At 54.8% G+C, this 1,300-nt stretch carries 4 protein-coding genes; 1 reads left to right on the top strand and 3 read right to left on the bottom strand.

Annotation, left to right across the window (positions count from 1 at the left end; translation table 11 throughout):
* Positions 1 to 45: 45 nt before the first annotated feature.
* Genes J7438_RS25540 through J7438_RS25530 form a run of 3 tightly spaced genes read right to left on the bottom strand, consistent with a single transcriptional unit; the run spans position 46 to position 768 of the window.
* Positions 46 to 363 (bottom strand): hypothetical protein, encoded by a 318-nt coding sequence (locus J7438_RS25540; RefSeq protein WP_209278854.1) that lies wholly within the window; start codon positions 361 to 363, stop codon positions 46 to 48.
* A 6-nt stretch (positions 364 to 369) separates the two neighbouring features.
* Positions 370 to 573, bottom strand: coding sequence for a hypothetical protein (locus J7438_RS25535; RefSeq protein ID WP_209278853.1), 204 nt, complete (start codon positions 571 to 573; stop codon positions 370 to 372).
* On the bottom strand, positions 574 to 768 hold the full coding sequence (locus tag J7438_RS25530) for a hypothetical protein (protein WP_209278852.1): 195 nt from the start codon (positions 766 to 768) through the stop codon (positions 574 to 576). It abuts the gene before it with no gap.
* Here J7438_RS25530 and J7438_RS25525 point away from each other — a divergent pair.
* Positions 767 to 1,300: hypothetical protein (locus tag J7438_RS25525; RefSeq protein WP_209278851.1), on the top strand; the 534-nt coding region annotated here is incomplete at its 3' end. The two genes, J7438_RS25530 and J7438_RS25525, sit on opposite strands and share 2 nt — an antisense overlap.

Raw genomic sequence — 1,300 nt, 5'->3', positions numbered from 1 at the left:
TGATAGTGATGATGATTCATCTGACAATGACAACTCCGGTCACCATCACTCATCCGGTGGCAGTGGTAACAGAGGAACCACGCCCACCAGTGGATTGTTAACCACCGGCCAGCCGCCCGTCACGGGCCTGCAACCTGCCACGGGCAGGCCAGGCAGCAATCCCGGAGTCGTTACTAACAGCAGTAACCCGATCACACCCCAAATCGCACCGGGTAATTCCAGCCTTGTACCACCGGACGTTACTGCCTCTGAAGCATCATTAACGACGGCTTTATGGTCGGATACCGCGGCACCTGCCCTGGTAGCAGGATTGAGTTCGTCGGCCAGCACTATCGAGGCTGCACCACGCCAGTCTGAGAGCACCCCTACTCAAGCACTATTTGCCAATACCACAGTTCTAATTGGGGCAGAGTCAAGTTCATCGGTTAATACGATCAGGACGTCGTTGAGTCCGTCGGAGATGGCAAGTAGCCAGGCAGTGTCGTCCAGTATCACCGCTTTAGCCTCATCCGGGTCTGGTTCGTTGGCTAATGCTACAGAGGGTTCATTGAGCCCGTCCGGAACGGCAAGCACTCAGGCATTGTCATCCAGCACGATGGCCCGGATCTCGACGGAAATGAGTTCGTCGATCAATACTACTGAGGCATCACTGAGCCCAACAGGGATGGCAGGCACCCAGAGGTTATCATCCAGCACCACGGCTCCGTTCTCACCAGAACTGAGTTCGTCGATCAATACCACCGATGTGTCACTGACTCCGTCAGGCATGGCAGGCACTCAGACACTGTCATCCAACACCGTGGTTCCGTTCTCTACAGAACTGAGTTCGTCGATCAATACCACCGATGTGTCAATGACCCCATCAGGGATGGCAGGCACCCAGACATTATCATCCAGCACCACGGCTCCATTCTCTACAGAACTGAGTTCGTCGATCAATAGCACCGGTGCATCACTGGCTCCGTCAGGCATGGCAGGTACTCAGACACTGTCATCCAACACGATGGCTCCGTTCTCACCAGAGCTGGGTTCGTCGATCAATACCACCGATGCATCACTAAGCCCAACAGGGATGACAGGCACCCAGACGTTATCATCCAGCACCACGGCTCTGTTCTCTCCGAAACTCAGTTCGTCGATGAATACCACCGATGTGTCACTGACTCCGTCAGGCATGGCAAGCACTCAGACACTGTCACCCAACACGACGGCTCCGTTCTCTCCTGAGTTGAGTTCGTCAATGAATACCACCGATGTGTCACTGACTCCGTCAGGCATGGCAGGTACTCAGACACTGTCA

This window comes from Thalassotalea sp. G20_0, from assembly GCF_017744175.1.
Classification (GTDB): Bacteria; Pseudomonadota; Gammaproteobacteria; order Pseudomonadales; family Endozoicomonadaceae; genus Endozoicomonas.
Note: the sequence above shows the minus strand (reverse complement) of the source record. Positions and strands in the feature narration are given on the sequence as shown.

Coding starts and splice junctions, on each gene's coding strand:
- J7438_RS25530 (WP_209278852.1), bottom strand. CDS start 768: ATGCCTGACGGAGTCAGTGACACATCGGTGGTATTGATCGACGAACTC.